The sequence below is a fragment of the Aquimarina callyspongiae genome (genome assembly GCF_034322225.1).
GTDB lineage: Bacteria > Bacteroidota > Bacteroidia > Flavobacteriales > Flavobacteriaceae > Aquimarina.
In genome coordinates this window covers 1,517,197-1,541,048 of record NZ_JAXLPA010000001.1, presented here as the reverse complement: position 1 = coordinate 1,541,048, position 23,852 = coordinate 1,517,197, and the positions used below count along the sequence as shown (strand labels likewise).

Sequence of the window (23,852 nt, the reverse complement as noted above, 5' to 3'; positions counted from 1 at the left end):
AACTTTTATAAGTTTCTTTCTATATAACGAATTATCGTTTTTGCAATATTATTTCCGGTTGCGGTTTCAATTCCTTCTAATCCAGGAGAAGAATTTACCTCTAGAATAAGAGGTCCGCGATCACTTTGCAACATATCCACTCCGGCTACATCAAGTTTTAAGGCTTTGGCAGCTTTTATCGCAGCATATCTTTCTGCTTCGGTTAAACGAATAACTCTTGCAGTTCCTCCACGATGAAGATTAGATCTAAATTCACCTTCTTTTCCTTGCCTTTTCATTGCACCTACGATCTCACCGTCAACAACCAATGCTCTAATATCAGCTCCTTTAGCTTCTTTAATATATTCTTGTACAATTACTCTGGCTTGTAATCCATTAAATGCTTCAATTACAGATTCTGCAGCATTTTTGGTCTCTGCAAGCACTACACCTAAACCTTGAGTTCCTTCTAATAATTTGATGATAAGAGGAGAGCCGCCCACGTGCGCAATTACTCCATCGACATCTCTAGAATAGTTGGTGAATACCGTTTTGGGGAGCCCCAAACCAGCTTTGGATAAAATTTGCAAACTTCGTAGTTTATCTCTGGATTGTAATAATGCCTGAGACTTTAAGGTAGTAAACACATTCATCATCTCAAATTGACGAACAACAGCTGTACCATAATAGGTGATAGAAGCTCCAATTCTAGGAATTACAGCATCTACGTGATCCAGTTTTTTACCGCGATAATAAATTTCGGGTTTTTGTTTTTCAATAACAATATCACAATTAAGAGGATCTATTACTTGTACATTATGTTTGCGTTTTACTGCTGCTTGAACCAATGCATGTGTTGAATATAAATTCGGACCGCGAGACAAAATTTTAATATTCATTATTATGTTAGATTATAAGATTGATTTTCCAATTGTGGATCAACCAGGAATTTTCCGCTTAAAAATTTACGGCCGATCAATACGGGAAAACGCATATCATCACGAGGAGATAGTGTTAGAGTTATAGGATAGGTTTTATTAAATAAAGTAACTTGAGTTCTGATTGCATAACGAACTTCTACTTTTCCATTACTACTTTTTACAGCAGTAATATCGTAATTCTTAAAAGTAAATTTTTTGCCATTATATTCAGGGTGCGTAGCGTCGAGAAAACTGCATTGCAATGTTTTTCCAACTTCTCTAATATCAATACAATGAATAGAAGAAGTATAGGCGCCAGTATCCATTTTGGAATCAATAGCTACTAGTTCCAGAAGTGGAAAATCCACCTTATCTGTTCGACCAATTATTTTCTTTTCTTTTTCCAAGAAGTAACATTGATAATGGACTACTAATGTAATAAAAAACAAAATGCTATATATAATATCAACTTATTTTAACCCGCTTTATGTATTAAAGCTTCACAATGAAGTAAGTGAGTATAATAAATTGTAGCATAATACAACGGAGATAATAGCAAAGTAGATTTTTGAAATGATATATAAAGACAGAATATTTTCTAATTAAGAGTAGATAAATATGAGGAACTGGTTTTTAACAAAATTTAAGGGCGTTAAATTTGCATTACAATAAAGGTAAAGCATTAAATTTACATTTAGAATATGCAAAAAGCTTCTTTAGATATCCAGATTAAAACATTACCTACCGGTCCCGGAGTGTATCAATATTATGATAAAGAAGATAAACTACTTTATGTTGGGAAAGCCAAAAACCTAAAAAAAAGAGTAGCTTCTTATTTTACCAAAAATCATGATAATTATAAAACCAAGGTATTAGTAAAAAAAATCCATTCTGTAAGACACATTGTAGTAGAAACAGAAACAGATGCATTATTGTTGGAAAACAACCTCATTAAAAAACATCAACCTAGATTTAATGTAATGCTCAAGGATGATAAAACGTATCCTTGGATTTGTATTAAAAAGGAACGGTTTCCTAGGGTTTTCCCTACGCGTAATGTAATCAAAGATGGGTCAGAGTATTACGGTCCTTATACTAGTTTTAAAACGGTAAATACGCTTTTAGATTTGATAAAAGGATTGTATCAGCTTCGTACCTGTAATTATGATTTGTCAAGAGAAAAAATAGAAAATGGTAAATATAAAGTCTGTCTTGAATATCATTTAGGAAACTGTAAAGGCCCATGTGAAGATTATCAGGAAGAGGCAGAATATCATGAAAATATTGAGGCAATTCGTCAAATAGTTAAAGGTAATTTTAAGGACTCATTGAATCGTTTTAAGAAACAAATGGTTGCACATGCTGAACGTATGGAGTTTGAAGATGCACAAAGGATCAAAGAAAAGATTGAGGTGTTAGAAAAATATCAGGCAAGATCAACAGTTGTTAATCCTAAGATTAGTAATGTTGATGTGTTTTCTATTATTACTGATGAATCATACGGATATGTCAACTTTCTTCAAATATCGTATGGGGCAATTATTAGGTCACATACTACTGAGATCAAAAAAAAGCTTGATGAGTCTGACAAGGAGCTTTTAGAACTATCGATTATAGAACTACGTCAACGTTTTAATTCTAAATGTAAAGAAATATATGTTCCGTTTGCCGTTGATGTAGGAGAAGCCCTGAAAATAACAATTCCGCAATTGGGCGATAAAAAGAAAATCTTGGATCTATCGCTTAGAAATGCAAAATATTATAGGCAAGAACGATTTAAACAGATTAAAATAATTGATCCTGATCGACATGTGAAAAGAGTTATGGCTCAAATGCAGAAAGATCTTCGATTACCCAAAGAACCAAGGCATATAGAATGTTTTGATAACTCAAATATACAAGGAACCAATCCGGTAGCAGCTTGTGTGGTTTTTAAAAACGGAAAACCTAGTAAAAAAGAATACAGAAAATTTAATATAAAGACAGTAGAAGGTCCAAATGACTTCGCTTCTATGGAAGAAGTTGTGTATCGACGTTATAAAAGATTGTTAGAAGAAGAACAACCTTTACCACAATTAGTAATAGTAGATGGAGGAAAAGGGCAACTATCATCAGGACTAAAAGCTTTGGATGACTTAGGACTTAGAGGTAAGATTACTATCATAGGTATAGCAAAAAGACTTGAAGAAATCTATTATCCAGGAGATTCAATACCTCTATACCTTGACAAGAAATCTGAAACACTTAAAATTGTGCAACATTTACGTAATGAAGCACATAGATTTGGAATAACATTTCATCGGCAAAAGAGAAGCAAATCTGCATTAGAAACAGAATTGGATACTATTCCTGGTATTGGAGAAAAAACTGTCATCGAGCTATTAAAACATTTTAGATCTGTAAAAAGAATAAGTGAAGCTTCAAAAGATGAATTAACCGAGGTGATTGGCGATTCGCGCGCAACCAAAGTATATAATTACTATCTTTCTAAAAAAGAGTAACTGTGATCAGATACAATTCTCCCAAGCACTTTATAGCACCGATAGCATTTATAATGATTTTTATGCTTTCTAAAACAGCTTGGTCTCAAGAGAAAGAAACTTTACAAAATCAGGACAATGCTTCTTCTCAAGATGTAAAGGTTGGATTAGTACTCAGTGGTGGTGGTGCAAAAGGTTTAGCACATATAGGAGCTTTAAAAATTATTGAAGAAGCCGGTGTTCGTATCGATTATATTGGAGGTACCAGTATGGGAGCAATTGTAGGAGCTTTATATGCATCAGGTTATAATGCTAAACAGTTGGATTCTATTTTTAGATCTATCGATTTTGATAAATTTATACAAGATGAACTTCCTCGAAACGCAAAAACATTTTATGAACGTGAGGATAGCGAGAAATATGCGATAACTTTACCATTTGACAAATTCAAAATAGGATTACCAACGGGGTTTTCTAAAGGTCAGAACTTTTATAATCAGTTTTCAATATTTACTTCACATGTCAATGATATACATGATTTTAGTAAGCTTCCTATCCCCTTCTTTTGCATGGCTACTAATATTGAAACCGGGGAACAGATTGTTTTGGATAAAGGATATCTTCCAGAAGCTGTAGCTGCAAGCGGTGCATTACCATCTATTTTTAGTCCTATAGAACTAGAAGGAGTTTTAATGACAGATGGCGGTGTGGCTAATAATTACCCTGTAGAAGAAATTAGAAAAAAAGGAGCAGAAATAGTAATTGGAGTAGATGTACAAGATAGCTTAATGTCAAAGGATAAATTAAACTCTGTGACTAATATTATGTTACAGATCAGCAATTTTAGAACGATTAATGCTATGAAGACTAAAGTTGCCAAAACCAATGTGTATATAAAACCTTCGATTACAGATTTTTCGGTAATATCTTTTGATCAAAGTGATAAGATCATTGCCAATGGTGAAAAAGCAGCTTTTGCTAATTATGAAAAACTAAGGGCTATAAAAAGTCGACAGAGAACAACAACATCCAAATCAAAAATTCCCAAAAACGTAGATTCTGTTCGTGTTAATAGTTTGGTTATTTTAGGAAACGAACGCTATACCCGATCTTATATAAAGGGAAAATTAAAACTTAAAACACCAAAAACAACAACCTATCAAAAATTAAATGAAGGAATAAACAACCTCTCCGGAACAGGTAATTTTGACAGGATAAGCCATAGGATACTTGAGAAAGAAGAAGGAAAAGAGCTGGAATTGAGTGTGAAGGAGAGTGAAAACAAGATGTTTTTGCGTTTTGCACTGCATTATGACGATCTGTATCAAACTGCAGCATTAGTAAACCTTACAAGAAAAAGATTCTTGTTTAATAATGATGTTCTTTCTATAGATGCCGCATTAGGAGATAATATACGTTACAATCTCGATTATTATATTGATAAAGGGTTTTACTGGAGTATAGGAATGAAATATCAGTATACTAATTTTGAGAAAGCAATTGATTTTGATTTTATACGGCAATTTGGTGAAGTGCCTGATCTGGATCTTAATACTGTAGATGTGGATTATACAGATTTTAATGCACAGATTTATGGCGAAACCTTGTTAAGAGAAACCTTTTCTGTGGGATTAGGAGGAGAATTTAAACATCTTAGAATCATATCAGAGACCTTTGGAGAAGATGAAGATCAGATTCCTAGAACAGTATTTGAGAAGAGTAATTATTGGAGTCTCTTTGGGTATATAAAACTAGATAGTTATGATAACAAATATTTTCCGAGGAGTGGATTTTTATTTGATGGTGATATTCACGGATATCTTCTTTCATCAGACTTTAATAATGACTTCAGTGAGTTTTCGATAGCAAAAGCTAAGTTTGGATATGCAACTCCGCTATTTGATAAAATGGCAATGGTTCTAGAGTTTGAAGCAGGAACCAAGATTGGAAATACAGATGTTCGGTCTTTGGACTTTTTGCTGGGAGGCTTTGGAGCAAGAACTATTAACAACTTTGTGCCTTTTTACGGCTATGATTTTCTCGGGATCACAGGACAAAGTTTTGCAAAAGGACTAATTACCTTTGATTATGAAATCTTTAAAAAACATCATATCAACCTATCAGGTAATTTTGCTAATGTAGGAGATAAATTATTCAGTACAGGAAAATGGTTTGAAAATCCAGAGTTTACCGGATATGCTTTAGGTTATGGATTAGATACCTTTATTGGACCTGTTCAGATTAAGTATTCATATTCTCCAGAATTAGATGAAAGCAATTGGTTTTTTAGTATAGGTTTCTGGTTTTAGAGGTTTTATAAAAAATAGAAAAGATAGAATTATTAAGATTTTTTATCAAAGATTAATAGTCTATCTCCTTTTCTTTCTTTAATGTATCAAAATATTTACGATATTTGTAATACTATGAAATGAGCCATTGATATGGTAGTGTATGTTTTTAATACACTTGCTAGGCGAATTACATCTGACGATTGAACAAACAATAGATTTGAACAGATGAAACCATTTTGGCAGGATTTACTACTACTATTACATTACCTTATTAAACGTAATCCGGAATAAGGAAGATTTGCTATTTATTGTATTTTTAAAAAAGTAGTTAATATCTTAAATTTTGCAACATCATGCCATTTTATCATTCCTTAGGGGAAATACCACCTAAACGCCATACCATCTTTAAAAAACCAGATGGTAACTTATACTATGAACAATTATTTGGAACCATTGGTTTTGACGGGATGTCAACCAATATGTACCATTGTCAACGTCCGACACAAGTAAAAGAAATTAAAGGAAACTACAGTGTAGCTCCAAAAATTGCTATCGGCAATAATATAAAATCATATAGATTTCATGGCTTTAAAGTAAACCCAGAGAAAGACTATTTGCAAAGCAGGAAAAATGTACTAACAAATAGTGATGTCAGTATTATTTTATCAGCACCACAAGAATCTGCCTCAACGTATTTTTATAAAAACACAGATGCCGATGAGTTAATTTTTGTACATCGAGGTAGTGGCAAATTCAGAAGTCATTTAGGAAACCTTGATTTTAAATATGGGGATTATATTGTGATACCCAGAGGTACTATTTATAAATTAGATTTTGATACTACAGACAATCGTTTATTTATTGTAGAATCCAGAAGACCAATTTATACACCTAAGAGATATCGCAACTGGTTTGGGCAATTATTAGAACACTCACCCTTTTGCGAACGTGACCTTAGAGCGCCATATGAGTTAGAGACTAATGATGAAAAAGGAGACTTTTTGATCAAAGTAAAAAAGCAAGATGAGATTTTTGATATGGTATATGCTACACATCCTTTTGATGTAATAGGATATGATGGATTTAATTTTCCGTATGCTTTTTCAATACACGATTTCGAACCTATCACAGGTAGGATACATCAACCACCACCAGTGCACCAAACTTTTGAGACTGATGCATTTGTAGTTTGTTCTTTTGTGCCAAGATTGTATGATTATCACCCAGAGAGTATTCCTGCACCGTATAATCATAGTAATATTGATAGTGATGAAGTACTGTATTATGTTGATGGGGACTTTATGAGTAGAAATGATATTGATGCAGGACATATTTCTTTACATCCTGCAGGGATACCACACGGACCACATCCTGGAGCTGTAGAACGTAGTATCGGAAAGACCAAAACCGATGAACTTGCCGTGATGGTAGATACGTTTAAACCATTGATGGTAACAGAAGAAGCTATGAGAATAGCAGACGAAGATTATCATAAATCGTGGTTAGAATAATAATAAATAAGAAAACTTGATTCTTAAATACGTGATAGCCCATGTTAAATTATAGAAAAGATATCACAGCTCATCTTCGGGCAATGTGGTAGTTTGTGTAAGAACTGTAACTCTTGATAAGAGATTTGATTTCTCATTAATAAACTATTCATCATTAAATTTTTAAAAAATGTCATCCAATATAACACCACAGAATTTAGAAAAGATTATTCCTCAGGCAGAAGATTTTTTACCGCTTTTAGGAACTGATTATGTAGAATTATATGTAGGTAATGCAAAACAGGCAGCCTATTATTATCAAACAGCTTGGGGGTTTCAGATTGTAGCTTATGCCGGTCTTGAAACAGGATGTAAGGATAAGGTTTCCTATGTACTACAACAGGATAAAATAAGACTGGTTCTTACATCTCCGCTCCAACCCGATGGAGACATCAACAAACATATCAATGCTCATGGTGATGCAGTAAAAGTGGTTGCATTATGGGTAGATGATGCTACCAAAAGTTATGAAGAAACCGTAAAACGTGGCGCTCAATCCTATATGGAACCAACTACTGAAGAAGATGAAAACGGAAGTGTTGTGTTTTCTGGAATTCATACTTATGGAGAAACTGTTCATGTATTTGTAGAGCGAAAAAACTATCACGGAGCATTTCTTCCAGGTTATATGGCCTGGAACAAACCTTATCAAGCGCCTACAACAGGTCTTAAATATATAGATCATATGGTGGGTAATGTAGGTTGGAATGAAATGAATAAATGGTGTGAGTTTTATGCAAAAGTTATGGGATTTGCTCAATTAGTTTCATTTGATGATAAGGATATTTCTACAGAATATACGGCATTAATGAGTAAGGTGATGAGTAATGGTAATGGCCGTATAAAATTCCCAATAAATGAACCTGCAGAAGGAAGGAAAAAATCACAGATCGAAGAATATATTGATTTTTATAACGGAGCTGGAGTACAGCATATAGCTGTTGCGACTGATAATATTATAGAAACCGTATCAGAATTACAAAAAAGAGGTGTGGATTTTCTTACCGTACCTTCTACATATTATGATACAGTATTAGATCGAGTAGGAGAAATAGACGAAGATTTAGAGCCACTTAAAGAATTAGGGATTTTGATTGATCGAGACGATGAAGGATACCTTCTTCAGATTTTTACAAAACCAGTATTAGATCGTCCAACTATGTTTTTTGAAATTATTCAGCGCAAGGGAGCACAGTCTTTTGGGAAGGGAAATTTTAAAGCACTTTTTGAAGCTATAGAACGAGAACAAGAACAAAGAGGAACTTTATAAAATTGAAAATCAGAAGATTCTTCAAAAATTACAGCTGTATATGTTAATATCTTGAGAAAATTGAGATATTATAGGTTTTTGCTTAAATTTCTGTTAAAATTCATAATAAAAAAACGTTTTCGGTTGATAAATATTCAAAAAAAGTTGACTTTTGTAAATGTAAGTGGAGTGGTTACCACTTATACCAAAAACAATAATTATTCTCATAATTTAAGTTTTTAGTTGGTTAATAAAAGTAAAAAGAGAGCTGTGGTGGCTCTCTTTTTGTGTTTATTTATTAGACATTTAGTAATATTGTACATTTTTATCTCTATGCATTAAATATTACTTTTGGAATAAAAATTGTAATTACGTAACCAATTATATTACGTTAAACAAAAAAAGAATATCCAAATGACTATAAGAGCCCTTTTTCTATCATTTTCATTAATGATCATTGGTTCCTCCTTTGCACAGGAAAACCATAGTTCATTTAAGCCTGGCGAATGGTTTAGGTTTAGAATACATTATGGTGTGTTTACAGCTAGCTATGCTACACTAGAAGTTAAAGAAGAAAAACTTAATAATACACCTGTTTATCATATAATAGGAGAAGGAAAATCTTCTGGATTATTGAGCTTGTTTTTTAAGGTTGAAGATAATTATGAAACTTATATTGATAAGAAAGAAGTAAGGCCTTATCGATTCGTTAGAAAAATTAATGAAGGAGGACATACCAAAGACATAGAAATTAATTTTGATCACCAGAAAAATGAAGCGCTGGTTTTTAATAAAAAGTATAACACTAAGAAAACATTTACTATAAAAGAAAATGTTCAGGATATGATGTCATCTTTTTATTTCTTAAGAAATGAAATAGATACATCCAACCTTAAAAAAGGAGATGAGTTTTTTGTGAATATGTTTTTTGATAGTGAAAATTATAAATTCAAACTCAAATTTTTAGGAAGAGAAGTTCTTAAAACTAAAATAGGTAAAATGAATACCCTTAAATTCAGACCATACGTGCAGGCAGATAGAATATTTAAAGAAGAAGAAAGTATGACTGTATGGGTAAGCGATGATGATAATCGTATGCCTTTAAAAATAAAAGCAGATATTGTAGTGGGTTCTATACAAGCTGATCTTATTGCTTTTAAAGGTTTAAAACACCCTTTTAAAATTATAGTAGATTAATGGATCAACCAATTAAACCTGAGATTGCCGAAAAAATAAAGCAATTAGAAAAGAAGTTTAAAAATTCAGGACAAGATCTGGGATCTTACCTTGATGGATTATTACATGACAGATATCTTACCTATTGGGATTATATTCATTTAGACACATTACTTAGTTTACAGATTCCCAGGACGCATTTTCCGGATGAAGAAATCTTTATCATGTATCATCAAATTACAGAACTGTATTTTAAGCTTATTATTCATGAGCTTAAACAGATTATTGATGACAAACTACAGGTAGCAGAGTTTTATGTTGAGAAATTGGATCGAATAAATAGGTATTTTAGAGTATTGATAAATTCTTTTGATGTTATGATTAAAGGAATGGATAGAGATCAATTCTTAAAATATAGAATGTCGTTACTACCGGCAAGCGGTTTTCAATCAGTTCAATTCAGGTTAATAGAAATTTATTCTACTCCACTATTTAATCTGGTAAGCGCAAAAGAAAAAGAACAGTTTTCAGAAAAAAATACATTAGAAGAAGTGTATGAGCATTTGTATTGGAAATCAGGAGCGACTGATGCAAAGACTGGAGAGAAAACTTTGACATTAAAACAATTTGAATATCGCTATACACCAAGAATGATGCGTATAGCTAACCAAGTAAAAAACAGCACAATTTATCATAAATACCTTGATCTTCCCGAAAAAGAACAAAATAATGTGCACCTTATTAATGCTTTACGTACTTTTGACAGCAATGTGAATATTAATTGGTTATTAATGCACATGGGAGCTGCCTACAGGTATCTCAACAAAGATAAGGGAGAAGTACTAGCAACAGGAGGAACTAATTGGAAAAGTTTTTTACCTCCTAGTTTTCAGCGTATCATGTTTTTTCCAAACCTTTGGAGTGAGGAAGAAAAAGAAAACTGGGGACAGCAATGGGTTACCCATCAGTTTAATACCACAAAATAATAGTCGGTTGATGAGAATAAGTTACGTTCTACTGTTAGCAGTAGTATTGATTTCATGTCAGAAGGAAAAAAAAGAAGCCAAAATTGTAGCTCCTGAAGTAGTAGAAGAGAAAGCGCCTCCAATTATTAAGGAATTTGGTTATGATATTAATGAATTTAAAGTAGTCAAAGACACCATTCGTCCAGGAGATAGCTTTGGAGCAATTATGGATAGCCATGGTATTGGTAGAGGTAGAGTTTTTGAGATTACAAATAAAATCAAAGATACATTTAATGTAGCTCGTTTACAGACAGGAAAACCATATACTCTATTCAAGTCCAAAGACACGACAGAAAAAGCACAAATATTTGTCTATCAGAATAATAAGATAGATTATACGGTGATTGATTTCAGAGATAGTATTATAGCACAAAAAAGACAAAAACCTGTCACTCTTGTCGAAAAAGTAGCTTCAGGAACCATAAATAGCAGTCTGATGCAAACTTTTGATGACCTTGATCTTAATTTTTTAGTAGCATATAATATGGCAGATATTTATGCTTGGACTATAGATTTTACAAGACTGCAAGCAGGAGATCAGTTTAAAGTGATCTTTACAGAAAAATTTATTGATGATACAATTCCTGCAGGAATCGATGAGATAAAAGCTTCTTATTTTGAGCATAAAGGAAAACCTATTTATGCATTTAAGTTTGAAGATGATTCGATTAATAATACCTGGGATTATTTTGATTATGATGCGGATAATTTACGTCGAGCATTTTTACGAGCACCTGTAAAATTTAGTAGAATATCATCGCGCTATAATCTAAGACGTAGAATCAAATACTACGGAAATAAAATACGACCACATAGAGGAACAGATTTTGCAGCTCCTATCGGAACCCCAATTTTAGCCACAGCCGATGGTACTGTTACTAAATCAGAACGACGAGGAGGGAATGGTAAATATGTAAAAATCAGACATAACGCTACTTATGATACTCAGTATCTTCATATGAGCAGACGAGCTGTAAAAGTTGGGCAATATGTAAGACAAGGCGATGTTATAGGATATATAGGTATGACCGGTAATACAAGCGGTCCTCACGTCTGTTATCGTTTCTGGAAAAATGGAAAAGAAGTGGATCCTTTTAAGCAAGATTTACCAGCTTCAAAACCACTAGCGGATAGTTTACGTCCGGCATTTTATAAACATATTGAAACATTAAAAACTACATTAGATAGTATAACCTTAAAAAAACCACAAGAAATTTTATAACCAAATGACATTACCAACTATTAATCCCACCACCACAAAAGCCTGGGGAGCATTACAAAACCATTATGAGACCTTAAAACATACACATCTTAAAGAGCTTTTTGCAAAGAATCCAGATAGAGCCTCACAACTTTCAGTTGTTTGGAAAGATTTTTATGTGGACTATTCTAAAAATAGGATAGATGATACTACAAAAAAATTACTGATAGATCTTGCTCACGAAGTAAAACTAGATGAAGCAATAAAAACTTATTTTCAAGGAGGTATTATTAATGAGACCGAAGAACGAGCAGTACTGCATACTGCATTAAGGATTCCGTCTGATGGTACCGTTGAGGTAGATGGAAAAAATGTAATTCCCGAAGTAAATACAGTAAAAGAAAAGATAAAAAATTTTAGTGATCAAGTAATACTTGGTGATTTAAAAGGGTATACGGGTAAGAGTTTTACCGATATTGTTAATATAGGTATTGGTGGCTCAGATCTAGGGCCAGCAATGATTACAGAATCTCTGGAGTATTATAAAAACCATCTTAACCTTCATTTTATCTCCAATGTAGATGGAGATCACGTGCATCAAAATCTAAAAAGATTAGATCCGGAAACCACTTTATTTGTAGTAGTTTCTAAAAGCTTTGGAACACAAGAAACATTATCTAATGCAATAACAGCCAGAAAATGGTTTGTAGAAAAAGCGTCCCAAGAAGCGGTAGAAAAACATTTTGTAGCGGTTTCTAGTAATGTGCAAAAAGTAGTTGATTTTGGTATTGCCAAAGAAAACATATTCCCTCTATGGGATTGGGTAGGAGGACGTTTTTCACTTTGGAGTGCAGTGGGATTATCTATTAGCTTATCAATTGGATATGATAATTTTAAAGAATTATTAGAAGGAGCTCATGAAATGGATATACATTTCAAAACAACTCCTTTTGAAGAAAATATCCCAGTAATTCTTGGAATGCTTAGCATATGGTATAACAATTTCTTTGAAGTAGAGAGCGAAGCGATTATTCCTTATTCTCAATATTTACATAGATTACCAGCATATCTACAGCAAGGTATTATGGAAAGTAATGGTAAAAGTGTAGATCGAAACGGAAATCCGGTAGATTATCAAACAGGAACTATTATTTGGGGAGAACCAGGTACAAATTCACAACATGCTTTCTTTCAATTAATTCATCAGGGAACCAAATTGATTCCTTCAGAATTCATCGGTTTTAAACATTCTTTATTTGATGATAAAGATCATCAAGATAAATTGATGGCCAATTTCTTTGCACAGACAGAAGCATTAATGAATGGTAAAACAGAAGAAGAGGTTTTGGAAGAATTAAAAGCAAAAAACCTTTCTGATGAAAAACTAAAGAAATTAATCTCTTTCAAAATATTTGATGGTAATAAACCTACAACAACGATTTTAATAGATAAGCTAACTCCTAGAAGTTTGGGTTCTTTGATTTCTATGTATGAGCAGCGAATTTTTGTGCAGGGTATCGTCTGGAATATATTTAGTTATGATCAATGGGGGGTAGAATTAGGTAAGCAATTGGCTACAAAAATCCTATCAGAAATCAATAATAAGCAGATTTCTGACCATGATTCATCGACAAAAACCCTGTTAAAACGTTTTTTAGATTAGTTCTTTTCTGGTTAATAACTTTTTCATATTTTCAATTCATTAATAGTCAGGATAATACGTAAAAGAGTTATCTTAAAACTGCAAAAGTTTTGTGTATAAAAATTTAACATTAAAATAAAGTATGCATACATAAAGATTTGTTCTTTTGCAGCGAAAACAATTAACTCAATTCATTATAATGAAAAAAATTACATTTTTATTTATTGTAATCCTCATGGCAACGGTTTCTGGAACCTTTGCTCAGGGAACAGTAACGGGTACAATATTCGATGCTGAATCAAATGCTCCACTACCGGGAGCAAATGTTATTGAAGTAAGGACTTCAAATGGGACTTCATCAGATTTTGATGGTAAATTCTCTCTTAAAGTAACTAATTCAAAAGGAATCATTAACATATCCTATGTAGGTTTTGGTTCTAAAAACATCGAGTATGATGTTACTAATGGAGATCAGGATTTAGGAACGATTAGCTTATCACTTGATAATTCGTTAGAAGAAATTATAATTGTAGGAACAGGGGTTGTCGATCTAGCAGAAGATAGAAAAACTCCAATTGCAGTGTCTACAATTAAAGGAGAAGATATTCAGTTAAAAGCTGCGGGTAACGTAGAATTTACTGAAACTATCAAAAACACTCCTTCGGTATATGTATCTAACCAAGCAGGAGGATTTGGAGATAGCCAGATTTTCTTAAGAGGTTTTGATAATACTAATACAGCAGTATTGTTAAACGGTCAGCCGATTAACAGTCCTGAAGATGGTAGAGTTTTCTGGTCAAACTGGGCAGGTATGTCTGATGTTGCTAATGCAGTACAGGTACAGCGTGGTTTAGGATCTTCTAAACTTGCGATTTCATCTGTTGGAGGAACTATAAATATTATTTCTAAAACTACAGACCAAAGAGAAGGTGGTTTTGTAAGATTATTAGGAGGTAATGATAGTTATGCAAAAGCTACAGTAAGTTATAATTCTGGACTGAATGATAACGGATGGGCATTTTCTGTATTGGTAGATCACTGGCAAGCACATAGAAAATTCTCAGAGGGTACTGCTGGACAAGGACAGAACTACTTATTCTCTGTAGGGTATAAGCCAAATGATAGAAATACTTTCAACTTCTTAATTACTGGTGCTCCACAATGGCACGAGCAAAATTTCTCTCAGGATCTTGAAGTATTCGAAGAATTTGGAGAAAAGCATAATAGAAACTCTGGTTTCTTAGCAGGTGAGCGTTTTACAGAAAGAAGAAACTACTACCATAAACCAGTAGCTAACTTAAACTGGGATTTTGATATCAATGATCAATTAGATCTATCTACTGTAGTTTATGCGTCTTGGGGACGTGGTGGTGGAACCGGTGGACTAGGTAGAGGTCGAGTAAGAGTAAACGGTAACAATAATGATAATATAGATTTTGATCAGATTTTTGAGAACAACCAAGGGATCGGAGACGGTAACTTTGGTAACTCATACATCAGAAGATCTTCTGTTAACAACCATAACTGGTATGGATTACTTTCTAATTTGACTATTCAAGCGGATGAGAATTGGGCATTTAATGTTGGTTTTGATGGTAGATTATATCACGGTGATCACTTTAGACAAGTTAACGATCTATTAGGTCTTACAGGTTTTGTAGATAACTTTAGAACGGATAGACCATCTGATTATACTTTCAGAGAAGAGTTTGAAGCTAATCCTTGGGCTGCATTATTTGACTTTGCAGACGAAGCTAATCGTACACAATTTGATTACTCAGAAGATATTAATTACTTAGGTGGATTTGGTCAGGCAGAGTACTCTACTGATAAATTTGCAGTATTCTTCCAGGGAGCATTATCAACACAATCGTACCAAAGAGAAGGTCGTTTTGTAGGAACTGGTAACGGTTTAGGGAAATCTGAAAAACTAAACGAAATAGGATATAACTTAAAAGGAGGAGCATCATATAATATTACATCTCAGCATTCTATATTTGCTAATGGAGGATTCTTCTCTCGTCAACCATTTTTGGATAATATATTTGTAGATATCAGAAACTCTAATGACTTAGTGGAGCCAGGAGTTGAAAATGAAGAAATTACTGGTTTTGAAGGTGGATATCGTTTTAGAGGAAGCAATTTTGCTATAAGCGTTGATGTATATAGAACAGAGTGGGCAAATCGTTTCTTAAATACTTTTGGACCTGAGCAAACTAATGGAGATTTTACTACATACAGACTTACTGGAGTAGGACAAATCCACAAAGGACTTGAATTTGATTTTGAATACAGACCAAATGGTGGAAGATGGAGAGTAAAAGGATATGGATCTATTGGTAATTGGGAATTTGATGGAGATTCTCCATTTACATTAACTAATGATCAAACAGCGACTATCATAGATTCTGGAAATGTAGATTTAACAGGAACAAAAGTAGGTAACGCTCCACAAACTTCATTTGGTGCTAGTGGATATTTCGATATTCTTGATAACCTGTCAGTAGATGCTGATTATAACATTTATACAGATTTATACGGATTTGTTGATCCTGCAGATGTAGCTCAGGCTGCTTTTGATGGAGAAGTTTATCAAGCTGACAGATTACCATCATATGATCTTGTAGATATTGGAGCAACTTATAAATTCAATATTGGAAATAACAGAGTAACATTAAGAGGTAATGTTAAGAATTTATTTAACTCATCTTACATTAACCAATTAGACTCTTTCGGTTACTATTTAGGAATTGGAAGAACCTGGAATGCTAGTTTAAGCTATAAGTTCTAAACCTTGGTTTAAAAACATAAAAAAAGCCTCATTCGTTTTTCGAATGAGGTTTTTTTATGCAATATGATTACCTTTGGGATTAATCAAAACAAAACACTCCATTATGTACGACGCTATACAAATCGTTCACTCGTATTGGGCTTATCTTGTAACTCTTGTAGTAACATTAGCTACCATTAATGCATTAACCGGATTTTTTGGTAAAAGAGAGTATGCCCCAAAAGATTTTAGAATTTCATTATTTGCATTAATTGTTACCCATCTCCAATTAGTAATTGGAATTATTATATTTTTTGTTTCACCAACAATTGTATGGTTTACAGAAGGTATTGGAGTAGGAGATATTATGAAAGATCCATTATTGAGATTATATAATGTAGAACACCCCACAGTAATGATTTTGACGATTACTTTTATTACTATTGGGTATTCAAAACACAAAAAGAAACTAACATCTACTCCAAAATTTAAGATGTTGGCAATTTTCTATACTATTGCGTTAATACTAATGTTATCAAGAATTCCTTGGGCACAATGGTTTGACTAATTTTTAGAAAAACTTAATAATAAAATAAGGGCGGTGTGTTATACAAAACACACCGCTCTTATTATTTAAAATTATATCATCGGTAATCTCAAAAAAGAGATTTAATTTCCTGACAGCGTTAATACCAATTTCCTGGAACCACCATAATCTCTGTGTTCACATAGGTAAATACCCTGCCAAGTTCCCAGATTTAATTTTCCGTGTGTAATAGGCGCCAGTACAGAAGCGCCCAGTAAGGAAGCTTTAATATGTGCTGGCATATCATCGGGACCTTCATAAGTATGAATATAATAAGGTGCATTTTCTGGAACCATAATATTCATATGGCTTTCAAAATCTTGACGTACTGTTGGATCTGCATTTTCATTAATCGTAAGACTTGCAGAAGTGTGTTTGATGAATACTTGTAATTGACCAATATTGATGGTTTTAATTTCTGGTAATTCTTCAAGGATTTTATCTGTAATCAGATGAAAACCTCTGCGATAAGGCGATAGTTGTATTTCTTTTTGAAAGAATTTCATAGAGTTCTGATATAGATGATTTACAATGAGTTCATACCTTTTATTCTTTGGGTTTACTGTAATAGGATGTTCTTCTTCAGTAAAGCAAAAAAACATAATTTTCTTTTTCGGTAAATTCAAGCAACAAATGGTATTACTTTAGGAATTGACTAATTTAAAACAAATTTCACAGTATAATAAACCATAGTTCTTATGAACTATAATACCTTTACATTGTAATAAAAATCAATTATGATGGATTTATCTCAGATCAAACTAGTGGCTACGGATATGGATGGTACGCTATTGAATTCAAAAGGAAAAGTAAGCAATCATTTTTTTGATCTTTTTTCAGAATTACAAGATTTAGGAGTAGTTTTTGTAGCAGCAAGTGGTCGTCAATATTATAGTATTATAGACAAACTTAAACCTATTAAGGATGACATATTTGTTATAGCAGAGAATGGCGCATTAACAATGCAAAAAGGAAAAGAACTGCAAACTACAGTGATTGATCGTGAGACGTATCTAGAACTATTAGATATTACAAAAACCTTAGAAGGCTCTCAGGTTATTCTTTGCGGTCGTAAAAAAGGTTATATAGAGGATTATGGACAAGATTTTGTAAATATGTTTACCGAGTATTATGATAGGTTTGAGATCGTAGAAAACCTTGCAGATGTAATTGATGATCAGTATCTAAAAATCGCTATTTGCAATCAAAAAGGGGCAGAAGAATATTTATATCCAGCATTAAAACATCTGGAAGACAAATTAAAAGTAAAAGTCTCAGGAGAAATCTGGTTAGATTTATCTCATAATCTTGCTAATAAAGGTCACGCATTACAGCAGCTTCAGGAGAGTCACCGTATTTTACCAGAAGAAACCATGGTTTTTGGAGATTATAATAATGACCTGGAAATGATGACCAGAGCTACCTATAGTTTTGCTATGGAGAATGCGCATCCCAATGTAAAAGAAGTAGCTAATTATATTACCAAAAGTAATAATGAAAATGGTGTAGAATATATGCTTGCTAAAATGATTGAAGCAAAGAAATCCGTAAATAGTTTATAGTAATTATTACATAGTAAACTATAAAAGTGCCATTTTCTGAAAGAATTAATCGTTAAGCTTTAGTACAGCCATAAACGCTTCTTGAGGGATCTCTACATTACCTACCTGACGCATACGTTTCTTTCCTTTCTTTTGCTTTTCAAGTAATTTTCTTTTACGAGAGATATCACCACCATAACATTTTGCAGTTACATCTTTACGTAGCGCTTTTACAGTTTCTCGTGCAATAAATTTAGCTCCAATTGCTGCCTGAATAGGGATATCAAATTGCTGGCGTGGGATTAACTCCTTTAGCTTTTCACATATCTTTTTACCAATGTCATAGGCATTATCTTTATGTAATAAAGCAGATAATGCATCAACAATATTTCCGTTTAGCAATATATCCACTTTTACCAGCTTAGAAGATCGCATACCTATTGGAGTATAATCAAAAGAAGCATATCCTTTGGATACAGTTTTCAAGCGATCATAGAAATCAAAAACAATCTCTGCCAATGGCATATCAAAAGTTAATTCTACTCTTTCTGTAGTCAAATAAGTTTGATTAGTGATCTCACCGCGTTTTTCAATACAAAGTGACATTACAGGTCCTACAAAATCAGATTTAGTAATAATAGATGCTTTGATATATGGTTCTTCTACACGATTCATAGAAGAAGGATCAGGTAAATCAGATGGGTTATTTACAATAATGATCTCATCAGGGTTTTTATTGGTAAACGCGTGATAAGATACGTTAGGTACTGTGGTGATCACAGTCATATTAAACTCACGTTCCAGTCGCTCCTGGATGATCTCCATATGCAACATCCCTAAGAACCCACATCTAAAACCAAAACCTAAAGCTGCAGAGCTCTCAGGTATAAATACCAGAGAGGCATCGTTAAGTTGTAATTTTTCCATAGAAGAACGTAGCTCTTCATAATCCTCGGTATCTACAGGGTAAATTCCAGCAAATACCATAGGTTTTACATCCTCAAAACCTTCGATAGCATTTTGTGTTGGAGTCTTGGCATCAGTAACTGTATCACCTACTTTTACTTCGCGGGCATCTTTAATACCAGTAATCAGATAGCCTACGTCTCCTGTTTTGATGATTTGTTTAGGAACTTGATTAAGTTTCAGTGTTCCAATCTCATCAGCAAAATAATTTTTTCCGGTCGCAACAAATTTTATCTGTTGCCCTTTTTTGATCTCACCATTCACTACCCTGAAATATGTTTCTACACCACGAAAAGGATTGTATACAGAATCAAAGATCAGAGCCTGTAAGGGTTCTTCAGGATTACCTTCTGGCGCAGGAATTCTTTCAATAATAGCTTCAAGAATTTCTTCAATTCCAATTCCTGTTTTTGCACTTGCCGGGATTACTTCCTCAGCATCACAACCCAATAAATCTACGATATCGTCAGTTACTTCTTCTGGATTAGCACTTGGTAGATCCACTTTATTTAATACAGGAATAATTTCTAAATCATTGTCCAAAGCAAGATATAGATTAGAAATTGTCTGTGCTTGTATACTTTGTGCCGCGTCAACAATCAACAAAGCACCTTCGCAAGCAGCGATAGAACGAGAAACCTCATAAGAAAAATCAACGTGTCCTGGAGTGTCAATAAGATTCAGGATATATTCCTCACCTTTATAAGTATATTCCATCTGGATAGCATGACTTTTAATCGTGATTCCACGTTCACGTTCCAGATCCATACTATCCAGTAATTGAGCTTGTGCCTCACGAGCTGTTACCGATCCTGTAAAATCTAATAGTCGATCTGCAAGTGTACTCTTACCGTGATCAATATGTGCAATAATGCAAAAATTTCTTATGTGTTTCATTTCAATTCTTTTAGGCGGGCTAAACCGGGCTATTCACTATATCTTTTTTGTTCTCCAATACGCTGCCACCAGCTACTACAAAAAAGGATGTCGTTTCTATCCCTGCCCGATGATTCTTATAACTAAATAAGAATCATTGAGTCTGCAAATATAATTTATTTTAGAAGGTTTAGATACTTACTTACTTATTATTTAAATGTCAAAGGTTTTGAAATTTTCTAAGGTCTTTAGTAGATGACTCAGAATTTGTATTTTTGCCAGAAATAATTAATTGTTGTGGCCAAAATAGGAGACATAGATGTAGGAGAATTTCCGTTGTTGTTAGCACCGATGGAAGATGTAAGTGATCCACCATTTCGAGCATTATGCAAGGAACAAGGAGCTGATGTGGTATATACAGAATTTATATCCAGCGAAGGTTTGATACGAGATGCTGCCAAGAGTGTGATGAAATTAGATATTTATGAAAAAGAACGTCCGGTCGGGATACAGATTTTTGGAGCTAATCTGGATTCGATGCTTAAATCTGTAGAGATTGTAGAAGCTTCTGGCCCGGATATTATAGATATTAATTTTGGATGTCCTGTTAAAAAGGTGGTAAGTAAAGGAGCTGGAGCCGGAATTCTTAAAGATATTGATCTTATGGTCTCTCTTACCAAAGCCATGGTGGAGCATACCAAACTACCGGTGACGGTAAAAACTCGATTAGGCTGGGATCATGATTCTATTCGAATAGTAGAAGTGGCAGAGCGAATACAAGATGTAGGTGCCAAAGCAATTTCAATACACGGTCGTACCAGAGCACAGATGTATAAAGGTAATGCCGATTGGAAACCTATCGCAGCTGTAAAGAACAACCCCAGAATGCATATTCCCGTTTTTGGAAATGGTGATGTAGATACTCCAGAAAGAGCTATGGAAATGAGAGATCAATATGGCCTTGATGGAGCTATGATTGGTCGTGCCAGTATAGGATATCCATGGTTTTTTAAAGAAGTAAAACATTTTTTTAAAACTGGAGAACACTTACCTCCTCCAACAATAGAAGAACGTGTGATTGCAGCACGCAGACATCTACAAATGGCAATTGATTGGAAAGGAGAGAAACTAGGAGTTTTTGAAACACGAAGACATTATACCAATTATTTTAAAGGGATTCCTCATTTTAAGGAGTATAGGACCAAAATGGTAACCAGTGATCATTCAGAAGATGTATTTGCAGCTTTTGATGAAGTAAAAGAAAAGTTTACGGGGTTTGAATTCGTATAATTGTAAATAATCCTGACAGTAATTCTCTAACTACTCACTAACCTTTGACCAATCCTGCTAGAAGCTAATAAAGAAGCTATAAACCCGATAGCTACGATCGTAAAGAATACAACGACAAAACTTGTAGAAGTAATTTTTGTTGGGTAAGCAAGTGAAGGAGTAATCATTAACAATCCAAATTGTTGTTGTAAAGTAATGATGGTAAAACCTAGTAATAACCCTAATAAGGTACCTAAAACAGTCATTAAAGATCCCTGAAACAAGAATACCCTTCGGATTTTTGACAATGTAGCTCCCATATTATAAAGGGTTTTGACATTGTTCTTTTTATCAATAATCATCATAATAATAGCTCCGGCAACATTAAATAAGGCAATGATGGCAATCAAAGTAATCACCAGATAAGAAGCAAGATTCTCTGTATTGAGCATTTTGTAAAGAGTATCGTTGAGTTGTACTCTATTTTTTATAATCACCTGATTGTTAAAAATGTTTTGTACCTCTTGCCTCGTTAATTCTTCATCAGCACCATCGGTCATTTTTAATTCTAAGTGTGTGACTTCATTCTCTTTGAGTTCTAATAATTGCCTGGCTAACCCGGTTGTAGAAAAAATATACTTATTGTTTAATTCTTCATTTACACTATAGACACCAATATTTACAGCACTTTGCTTCATAAAAGCTTTGGTAGGGTCATTTGGTATCCCTTTTCCAGGTTTAGGAACATAGATGTTTAGTAAATGTGTGTAGGTTTGTTCAACGCTCATACTAAGTTCGTTGCTGATGCCATTACCAGCCACTATCTGAAAATCGTTCCCGGTTAACCATTCTCCGTATACCAAAATACTATCAGTATGAATAACCTTGTCATAATTAGCATCTACACCCTTTATAAATGCAGTTTTTTGCTTATCTCGATACTCCAGAAAAACGCGTTCTTCTATGATTTCAGAAAAATAGGCAATACTGGATAATTGAGATAACTGCTCTTTTTGATCCTCTGTGATGGTAAAAGTTTTTCCGCTTGTAGGGAAAAGCTTAAGATCAGGATCAAAATAAGAAGAAAACTGAAGACTAAAATCTTTAAGTCCTGCAAATCCCGATAATACTATAAACAATGCCATCGCGCCAATGACTACTCCTGCGGCAGCAATACCTGTAATAATATTTATGGCATTACTACTTCCCGGAGAAAATAAATATCGTTTAGCTATATAGAGAGAAAAGTTCAAAGACTACTGATCAAAAAATGAGTGAAACTTAATTTCCGAATAAAGATAAGAGAATAAAAAAGAAAATGAACTCAATACAAAAACTGAAGATCAAAAAACGTTATTTCTTTTTACGTTTTTCTAGAAGATCAGGGTTTTCAATTGGATTTTCTTCACCTTTTATAGCTTTATCAATATTATCGATATACTCTAGAGAGTCATCAATATAATATGACATTTCTGGTGTACGACGTAGTTGGTTTTTAGTACGTTGCGCTACCTGGTGTTTGATTTGAGATTTTACTGCAGTTACTTCTTTCAGTACACGTTCTCCCTCAGAATGTGGAAAAACACTCATATATACCTTAGCTATTGATAGATCGGTAGTAACACTTACTTTAGTTACAGAAACTAAAATCCCTTTAACGCCTGCTTCACGTAATGCTAGTTGTATTACATCTGCTACATCTTTTTGTAATACTCCTGCAATTTTTTTCTGTCTGTTTGTTTCCATGGTGCAAAAGTACATATTAATATGATTTCAAAAGTAAAGGCCTGCGTTTATTATATCGTTCAGAAGAAACAATAATTGTATTTTTACCCGATCGTGATAAAATAAATAAATAATGAATCATATAAATAAAATCGAACACCTGGGTATAGCGGTTAAGGATATAGATAAAGCTAATGACTTATATGAAAAATTACTGGGAGTTCCTCCTTATAAACAGGAAGCGGTAGAGAGCGAGGCTGTGGTTACTTCTTTTTTTAAAGTGGGCGAAAGTAAAATTGAATTATTAGCCAGTACTAAAGTCGATGGCCCTATCGGAAAATTTATTGCAAAAAAAGGTGAAGGGATTCATCATATTGCTTTTGATGTTGATAATATAGAGAAAGAACTAGAACGATTAGAAGCAGAAGGTTTTCAATTAATTAATAAAACCCCTAAGAAAGGAGCTGATAATAAATTAGTTGCCTTTGTACATCCCAAAACTACAAATGGGGTTTTAGTAGAATTATGCCAGGAAATTAAGGCAGAATCTTTTGAAAAAGGAAGAGAGCGAGATGGATAGATTACCCATAAATTAAAGGGATTTAA

Annotated in this window: 19 protein-coding genes; 13 read left to right on the top strand and 6 right to left on the bottom strand. The window is 33.5% G+C overall.

Annotated features, from left to right (window positions below):
• Nucleotides 1–5: 5 nt before the first annotated feature.
• Together rimK and U0D62_RS06420 are read right to left on the bottom strand one after the other, a co-directional pair.
• Nucleotides 6–878, bottom strand: coding sequence for a 30S ribosomal protein S6--L-glutamate ligase (gene rimK / locus U0D62_RS06425; protein WP_322194649.1), 873 nt, complete (start codon nucleotides 876–878; stop codon nucleotides 6–8).
• Nucleotides 879–880: 2 nt separating this feature from the next.
• Entirely contained in the window at nucleotides 881–1,306 is a 426-nt protein-coding gene (locus U0D62_RS06420) for an ATP-dependent zinc protease family protein (RefSeq protein WP_322194648.1), read from the bottom strand.
• 294 nt (nucleotides 1,307–1,600) lie between these two features.
• Between U0D62_RS06420 and uvrC the strand changes: the two genes are divergently transcribed.
• The 10 genes from uvrC to U0D62_RS06370 all read left to right on the top strand — a co-directional run bounded on the left by uvrC (nucleotide 1,601) and on the right by U0D62_RS06370 (nucleotide 16,851).
• On the top strand, nucleotides 1,601–3,400 hold the full coding sequence (gene uvrC, locus U0D62_RS06415; protein ID WP_322194646.1) for an excinuclease ABC subunit UvrC: 1,800 nt from the start codon (nucleotides 1,601–1,603) through the stop codon (nucleotides 3,398–3,400).
• A 2-nt stretch (nucleotides 3,401–3,402) separates the two neighbouring features.
• The gene (locus U0D62_RS06410) at nucleotides 3,403–5,688 is read left to right on the top strand and encodes a patatin-like phospholipase family protein (protein ID WP_322194644.1); all 2,286 of its coding nucleotides are present in this window, start codon (nucleotides 3,403–3,405) and stop codon (nucleotides 5,686–5,688) included.
• Nucleotides 5,689–6,023: 335 nt separating this feature from the next.
• On the top strand, nucleotides 6,024–7,181 hold the full coding sequence (locus U0D62_RS06405) for a homogentisate 1,2-dioxygenase (RefSeq protein WP_322194642.1): 1,158 nt from the start codon (nucleotides 6,024–6,026) through the stop codon (nucleotides 7,179–7,181).
• Between the two features lie 169 nt (nucleotides 7,182–7,350).
• Complete coding sequence (hppD, locus tag U0D62_RS06400) at nucleotides 7,351–8,490, top strand: 4-hydroxyphenylpyruvate dioxygenase (protein ID WP_322194640.1); 1,140 nt, start codon at nucleotides 7,351–7,353, stop codon at nucleotides 8,488–8,490.
• Nucleotides 8,491–8,883: 393 nt separating this feature from the next.
• Nucleotides 8,884–9,666 (top strand): DUF3108 domain-containing protein, encoded by a 783-nt coding sequence (locus tag U0D62_RS06395; protein WP_322194639.1) that lies wholly within the window; start codon nucleotides 8,884–8,886, stop codon nucleotides 9,664–9,666.
• The gene (locus U0D62_RS06390; RefSeq protein ID WP_322194637.1) at nucleotides 9,666–10,631 is read left to right on the top strand and encodes a tryptophan 2,3-dioxygenase family protein; all 966 of its coding nucleotides are present in this window, start codon (nucleotides 9,666–9,668) and stop codon (nucleotides 10,629–10,631) included. The genes U0D62_RS06395 and U0D62_RS06390 overlap by 1 nt, the downstream gene beginning before the upstream one ends.
• A gap of 10 nt (nucleotides 10,632–10,641) precedes the next feature.
• The gene (locus tag U0D62_RS06385; protein WP_322194635.1) at nucleotides 10,642–11,892 is read left to right on the top strand and encodes a peptidoglycan DD-metalloendopeptidase family protein; all 1,251 of its coding nucleotides are present in this window, start codon (nucleotides 10,642–10,644) and stop codon (nucleotides 11,890–11,892) included.
• Between the two features lie 4 nt (nucleotides 11,893–11,896).
• Complete coding sequence (gene pgi, locus U0D62_RS06380; protein WP_322194633.1) at nucleotides 11,897–13,534, top strand: glucose-6-phosphate isomerase; 1,638 nt, start codon at nucleotides 11,897–11,899, stop codon at nucleotides 13,532–13,534.
• Between the two features lie 178 nt (nucleotides 13,535–13,712).
• Entirely contained in the window at nucleotides 13,713–16,304 is a 2,592-nt protein-coding gene (locus tag U0D62_RS06375; protein WP_322194631.1) for a TonB-dependent receptor, read from the top strand.
• 103 nt (nucleotides 16,305–16,407) lie between these two features.
• The gene (locus tag U0D62_RS06370) at nucleotides 16,408–16,851 is read left to right on the top strand and encodes a hypothetical protein (protein ID WP_322194629.1); all 444 of its coding nucleotides are present in this window, start codon (nucleotides 16,408–16,410) and stop codon (nucleotides 16,849–16,851) included.
• A gap of 101 nt (nucleotides 16,852–16,952) precedes the next feature.
• On the opposite strand, the gene U0D62_RS06365 is transcribed toward U0D62_RS06370, so the two are convergent.
• Nucleotides 16,953–17,375 (bottom strand): secondary thiamine-phosphate synthase enzyme YjbQ, encoded by a 423-nt coding sequence (locus U0D62_RS06365; protein WP_322194882.1) that lies wholly within the window; start codon nucleotides 17,373–17,375, stop codon nucleotides 16,953–16,955.
• Nucleotides 17,376–17,606: 231 nt separating this feature from the next.
• On the opposite strand from U0D62_RS06365, the gene U0D62_RS06360 reads away from it, so the two are divergent.
• Nucleotides 17,607–18,431: an HAD family hydrolase gene (locus U0D62_RS06360; protein WP_322194627.1), complete on the top strand. Its 825-nt coding sequence runs from the start codon at nucleotides 17,607–17,609 to the stop codon at nucleotides 18,429–18,431.
• A gap of 45 nt (nucleotides 18,432–18,476) precedes the next feature.
• On the opposite strand, the gene lepA is transcribed toward U0D62_RS06360, so the two are convergent.
• Entirely contained in the window at nucleotides 18,477–20,273 is a 1,797-nt protein-coding gene (gene lepA / locus U0D62_RS06355; protein ID WP_322194625.1) for a translation elongation factor 4, read from the bottom strand.
• A gap of 276 nt (nucleotides 20,274–20,549) precedes the next feature.
• Here lepA and dusB point away from each other — a divergent pair, with 276 nt between their 5' ends.
• Nucleotides 20,550–21,542, top strand: a complete 993-nt coding sequence (gene dusB / locus U0D62_RS06350; RefSeq protein WP_322194623.1) for a tRNA dihydrouridine synthase DusB — start codon at nucleotides 20,550–20,552, stop codon at nucleotides 21,540–21,542.
• Nucleotides 21,543–21,568: 26 nt separating this feature from the next.
• On the opposite strand, the gene U0D62_RS06345 is transcribed toward dusB, so the two are convergent.
• Together U0D62_RS06345 and rbfA are read right to left on the bottom strand one after the other, a co-directional pair.
• Complete coding sequence (locus U0D62_RS06345) at nucleotides 21,569–22,774, bottom strand: ABC transporter permease (protein WP_322194621.1); 1,206 nt, start codon at nucleotides 22,772–22,774, stop codon at nucleotides 21,569–21,571.
• A gap of 100 nt (nucleotides 22,775–22,874) precedes the next feature.
• Entirely contained in the window at nucleotides 22,875–23,267 is a 393-nt protein-coding gene (rbfA, locus tag U0D62_RS06340) for a 30S ribosome-binding factor RbfA (protein ID WP_322194619.1), read from the bottom strand.
• A gap of 121 nt (nucleotides 23,268–23,388) precedes the next feature.
• On the opposite strand from rbfA, the gene mce reads away from it, so the two are divergent.
• A complete protein-coding gene (mce, locus tag U0D62_RS06335; protein WP_322194880.1) occupies nucleotides 23,389–23,826 on the top strand; it encodes a methylmalonyl-CoA epimerase in 438 nt (145 codons plus the stop codon).
• Nucleotides 23,827–23,852 lie beyond the last annotated feature (26 nt).

Excerpts from the sequence above, each read along its gene's own strand:
- rimK (WP_322194649.1), bottom strand. The coding sequence starts at position 878 with ATGAATATTAAAATTTTGTCTCGCGGTCCGAATTTATATTCAACACAT.
- uvrC (WP_322194646.1), top strand. The coding sequence starts at position 1,601 with ATGCAAAAAGCTTCTTTAGATATCCAGATTAAAACATTACCTACCGGT.
- U0D62_RS06405 (WP_322194642.1), top strand. The coding sequence starts at position 6,024 with ATGCCATTTTATCATTCCTTAGGGGAAATACCACCTAAACGCCATACC.
- hppD (WP_322194640.1), top strand. The coding sequence starts at position 7,351 with ATGTCATCCAATATAACACCACAGAATTTAGAAAAGATTATTCCTCAG.
- U0D62_RS06395 (WP_322194639.1), top strand. The coding sequence starts at position 8,884 with ATGACTATAAGAGCCCTTTTTCTATCATTTTCATTAATGATCATTGGT.
- U0D62_RS06390 (WP_322194637.1), top strand. The coding sequence starts at position 9,666 with ATGGATCAACCAATTAAACCTGAGATTGCCGAAAAAATAAAGCAATTA.
- U0D62_RS06385 (WP_322194635.1), top strand. The coding sequence starts at position 10,642 with ATGAGAATAAGTTACGTTCTACTGTTAGCAGTAGTATTGATTTCATGT.
- pgi (WP_322194633.1), top strand. The coding sequence starts at position 11,897 with ATGACATTACCAACTATTAATCCCACCACCACAAAAGCCTGGGGAGCA.
- U0D62_RS06375 (WP_322194631.1), top strand. The coding sequence starts at position 13,713 with ATGAAAAAAATTACATTTTTATTTATTGTAATCCTCATGGCAACGGTT.
- U0D62_RS06370 (WP_322194629.1), top strand. The coding sequence starts at position 16,408 with ATGTACGACGCTATACAAATCGTTCACTCGTATTGGGCTTATCTTGTA.
- U0D62_RS06365 (WP_322194882.1), bottom strand. The coding sequence starts at position 17,375 with ATGAAATTCTTTCAAAAAGAAATACAACTATCGCCTTATCGCAGAGGT.
- U0D62_RS06360 (WP_322194627.1), top strand. The coding sequence starts at position 17,607 with ATGATGGATTTATCTCAGATCAAACTAGTGGCTACGGATATGGATGGT.
- lepA (WP_322194625.1), bottom strand. The coding sequence starts at position 20,273 with ATGAAACACATAAGAAATTTTTGCATTATTGCACATATTGATCACGGT.
- rbfA (WP_322194619.1), bottom strand. The coding sequence starts at position 23,267 with ATGGAAACAAACAGACAGAAAAAAATTGCAGGAGTATTACAAAAAGAT.